5 protein-coding genes are annotated in these 4413 nt (G+C 61.3%); all 5 read right to left on the bottom strand.

Annotation, left to right across the window (positions count from 1 at the left end):
* A partial coding sequence (locus P792_RS37300) for a hypothetical protein (protein ID WP_023977692.1) occupies nt 1-842 on the bottom strand: 842 nt, incomplete at its 3' end.
* Nucleotides 843-901: 59 nt separating this feature from the next.
* The gene (locus P792_RS38195) at nt 902-2263 is read right to left on the bottom strand and encodes a DotG/IcmE/VirB10 family protein (protein ID WP_023977691.1); all 1362 of its coding nucleotides are present in this window, start codon (nt 2261-2263) and stop codon (nt 902-904) included.
* Nucleotides 2260-3234, bottom strand: coding sequence for a DotH/IcmK family type IV secretion protein (locus P792_RS35790; protein ID WP_023977690.1), 975 nt, complete (start codon nt 3232-3234; stop codon nt 2260-2262). The genes P792_RS38195 and P792_RS35790 overlap by 4 nt, the downstream gene beginning before the upstream one ends.
* Entirely contained in the window at nt 3227-3883 is a 657-nt protein-coding gene (locus P792_RS23350; protein WP_081866907.1) for a DotI/IcmL/TraM family protein, read from the bottom strand. The genes P792_RS35790 and P792_RS23350 overlap by 8 nt, the downstream gene beginning before the upstream one ends.
* On the bottom strand, nt 3880-4413 hold a 534-nt coding region (locus P792_RS37295), incomplete at its 5' end, for a hypothetical protein (RefSeq protein WP_035439340.1). The genes P792_RS23350 and P792_RS37295, both read right to left, overlap by 4 nt.

The following is a 4413-nucleotide window of genomic DNA, read 5'->3' as shown; positions in this document are numbered from 1 at the left end:
GCTGGCGTTGCCGCACCGGCAGGCACAACCGGCTCTTGCGTCTCCGGCGCCCGCGGTGTCTGCGAGGCAACGAGCATTGAATGAAGATTGGCGCTGATTTCATCCAGGCGTCCCGCCTCGCGGTAAATGGTCGCGTTCAGCGCGGTATCTTTCTGATCGAGGGAGGCGCCAAGTGCCTTGCGCGCCGCCTCTTCCTGCTTCTGTGCTGCCTCGAGTTCGCCCAGACGCTTCAGAAGCAGATTGATAACCTGCTGGGTGGGTACGGGCGCTGGTTGCGCATCGTCCTGCACACTGGCTGATGATTGCGCAGGGGCAGCAGGCTGAACCGCTGTCTCTGCAGGTGCTGATCCAGCTGATGCTGGCGCAGTCGCAAGGCCCGACGCAGCCACGCCTGACGACGTTCCAGTTGGTGACTGTGTGCTTGTTCCGGCCGTCTCCGGTGAGGACACTTTCACCGTTGCGGGGCTCTGTTCTACCGCCGGCATCTTCAACGCGCCAGGGCCATGGACAGGCTGACCAGCGCTCGCAAGTGCACCTGCATGCATCGTGTTCGATGCGGCACGGCTCTGCTCCCTGACGGGCAAGGGCGCATTGTTCCAGTGTGATGTGCCCTGCTGTGTAAGCCAGACACTCATACCGGCTCCGACCACGAGCACCGACAGAGCGACGCCGATGAAAAGGCGTTTCTTCTGTGGCGCCTTTCGCCCCTCACCGGGCGTCACGATGCGCGCGCGCGGCGCTTCATTGTCTGCCGGTGTCGGGCCGGCAGGCGCCACTGCGGGAGCAGGGCGCCGCGCGGTCGGGAGGTCGATGGGCTCGAAATTCTGGATCGTCTCTGACATCGGAACCTCATGAAGATGACTGCCTTCGGACGGAAAGCGTCGTTTGAGGAGGGCTGCGCTCATTGGCTGATGACCGGTTTGAGGAAAAGGACCCCGATGCTGCTATTGGCAGCGAGGGTGACGGTTGCCTGCTGGGGGGTCGCCTTCTGCAGCACCTGACCGAGCGTCTGCCCCGCCGAGCCGGCAGCGACGCCGAGCTGTTGCGGCAGCGTGAGATGCGTGAATGACGTGATGCCACCCAGCCCCCCCGTGTAGGATTGGGTATTGGTGGATTGCATGGCCTGGCCCAGGCCCTGAACGAAGGCGGCAGCGGTGGGCAGCGCGATGCGCGTCAGATAATGCTCGTTCACATCGCTCGCGACCGCCGTTTCCATCGTGTCAGGCGCGATCGCGCGCGCATCGACCGCAAGTGGCTCATGGTCATCGATGACCAGCTGGGTGAAATGTACGACCAGACGCTCCTCCTCACGGTCGAATTCGCCGATGAGACGCGCGCCAGTGAAAGGCCCGCTATCGACATCGGCGAGCACAGGACCCTTCTGATCGCTGTTGGCGGCCGTGATCGTATGGGCATAGATGCCACGGCCTGCAGCAAGAAGCGTGCGTTTCTGGCCCGCTGCCGCAGGGATTGCCGTCGAACCGGTCGCTGCGGCACTGGCGTTGCGTGTGCCGAGATCTGTTGCACCGCCCGTGACAGGAGGGCTCTGATCGGGACTGTTGCCGGCACTGCCGGCCTGTCCGGCGGCGCGGGCAGGGGGCTTTCCCATTTCAACGGCGATGCCATGAGACGACCATGCCGCGTAAATCTGGGCCAGCGCGGCAGGAGAGGGGCCGGCCGGGGATACGCCGCGCTGAGAGCCGGCATCGCCTCCCAGGGCCAGTTCCGTGCCGCCTGCCCCATGACCGGAGGGGGCATCTCCCCTTCCTCCCTTGCCGAGAGGGGACGGTGTGCCAGGCGCAGCCCCAGGGGGAGGCGCAGGAGGCTTTTGGGGCTTGTCGAGGGCAGGAGCGGATGCTGCGCCTTCTTTTGAAAGGTCGTTCAGACCGAGATCATGCGCGTCGGCGCCCAGACCGCGTCCCGACAGGGCTGGCGTGTAACTCTGACGGGCTTTTTCAGCGGCTTTTTCGTCCGCCTGATCTGCAGCGAAGTAATCCTTGCGAATGCGCGCGGAATTATTCGTGCCGCCCGCATTTCCTTTCATCTTCGGCGGGGCTGCCACCTGCGAATTCGTGCCCGAGGTCGTGCGCGCCATATAATGAAGCGCGCCAATGGCCAACGCGCCCACGCCGACGAAGCACAGAAGAAATTTCATCCCCTTGCGCGCCCGGATCCGCAGATCCGCATTCGCCTGGGAGGTCGCGCGTTGCCTTTCCTGCTCTGCGAGCAGTCTTTCTTCAGCTTGTGCCTGCGTGTCGCTCATGAGCCGCCCTCTGCCAGGTCGATCTTGAGGGGGCTCTGGTTGACCCAGAGATACAGGACAGGCGTAATCGGCAGTTCATAGACCCAGCCTGCTCCGCCGGTCAGGCGAAACCCGCTCGTTGGACCTGGGGACTGCAACTCGTAACGCGTGCGCAGATAATAATGTCCGCGATACTTCCAGGCCTGCACGTCATCGGCGGAGATATTGCGTACATCGAGCGGCATCGCTTCGGCGGGCGGTGTTCCGTCACCGAAACTGTTGAGGTCGGCTGTCCCTGTGAGGGGCATGTCGGACACGCCCGACAGATCGGCCTTTGCATTGGGGCCGCGCTCGCGGATACGGAAAGTCAGATCGGCATCATAGGCGCCGGGTCCCGCGATCCATTGGAATACAAGGGGTTTGGGCGCCCCTTTGAGGGTCACGATCAGATTGCCACGCGGATATTTTGAGTCCGGCTGGATCTGCAGAACATTCGATCCAGGTGCCGGTATGCAGGAGGACGCACCTGTGATCATCACGGCCTGTCCGGCATTTTGTTGCCCGGTCGGACCGTTTCGACACCCGCCCGAACTGTTACTATTGGCATTGTATTCGATCGGCCATGGTTCGCCTGTTGAGTCGATGAAACTGATGGCTGTCGCGAACCCCTGAGCGAGATTGAGAATATTGATTGCGCCACCGCTTGTCAGGGAAACGGTGACAGTGCGATGTACGGGCAGGCCGATCCGGTCGGGATTGCCATGATCGTCGAGCAATTGCTGCGTCTGATCGTATTTATTATCGAGATGCTCGCGAAGGGACGTGATTTCGCCCGGCGTCAGGGGAGGACCCGCATAGACGCCAGTCGGTCCATGCCGATCGTCGTCCGGCTCCGCTGCCTGGGTGAGAGGGACGACCATGCTCATCGAACACGCTGCCAGCAACGCAAGTGAACGACTGCGCAGGCGGTGAAACGTACGGACATCAGCCATTCTCCCCGCCAGTGACAGGGACGGCGTCGAGCTGCGTGATTTCCAGACCGGATTTGTAGATCGGGTTTGCCGTGCGCCGCACGGTCATGGTGATCTGGTAATGATCATTGACCGGTGGCGGCTGGTTGTTTTCCCATGTGACGTTCAGCCGGAACCGCAATCGCCAAGTATAATGTTTCTGCGCATCCACGCCCTCTTCGAGAATGGTGGGCGCTGTCTGTGCGATCGAGGAAACATAGACACGGTATTGCTTGATGAAGGTGACGTTGCCCTTTTCGCGAAAACGGCTGAACCAGCCATTCCACCCGCTGACGTTAAAATCGGTACGCGCCTCGTTAAGGTGATCGTCAACATTCTTGAAGTTCATCGTGTAGAGATTAACGACACGATGAACGGCCCATTCGCCAAGCTCACCATCCGATAATGCCCGGCTATCGGTCGTCAGCAACTCCCTCGGATGGCCGAACTGGTCGAAATAGATGAAGTGATTTTCGACAGGGCGGCTGATTTCCCAGATCACGGTCGCGAAAAGCGCAATATTCAGCACGACGCTGATCGCGGCGATCTGCAACGCGCGCTCCGCCACATGCTGTCTGAACAAGGGATCCATGATGTGGCGCTGAAGCGCCCTGGGGCCGGTCGTGCTCATGACCAGATCGCAGACAGGCCGGGATGAGTGGCTATCGAGTAGGTGCCAATGTCGTCCAGTCCACCGCCGGTAATACGCTGCGATCTCTTGCGACGACGGATGGCTTCGCGGGCACCGCGCATCGAGCGTGCAGCATCCTGGAAATAACGATCGCGTCCCGGCGCGAGATTGCTATCGATGCGGGGCAGGGCATTGCGGGCCAGTTCCGGGATTTCATCATAGGCGATGAGCGCATCGAGCGCTTTACCCGTCATACCCCGACCACGACTGGCATGATCGGTACGTCTTGGAAGATTACGGCTATCTGCTGCGGCCCAGATGGAGGCACGCGAGACACCGAATATTTCCGCAATCGTCGCGCTGGCTATTGAGCGGCACCAGACGCCACGCAGAGCATCGATCAGGTTATTATACCAAAGGGGACGACCGGCGCTGTCGCGCGGAATGACGGCTTTCCACTGTGAGAGCGGAACCGTCAGAAAATCGAGATCAGCCGACCAGGTTGGAGTTAGATCTGAACGCCGCGGGGG

This window comes from Asaia sp. SF2.1, from assembly GCF_000505765.1.
Classification (GTDB): domain Bacteria; phylum Pseudomonadota; class Alphaproteobacteria; order Acetobacterales; family Acetobacteraceae; genus Asaia; species Asaia bogorensis.
Note: the sequence above shows the minus strand (reverse complement) of the source record. Positions and strands in the feature narration are given on the sequence as shown.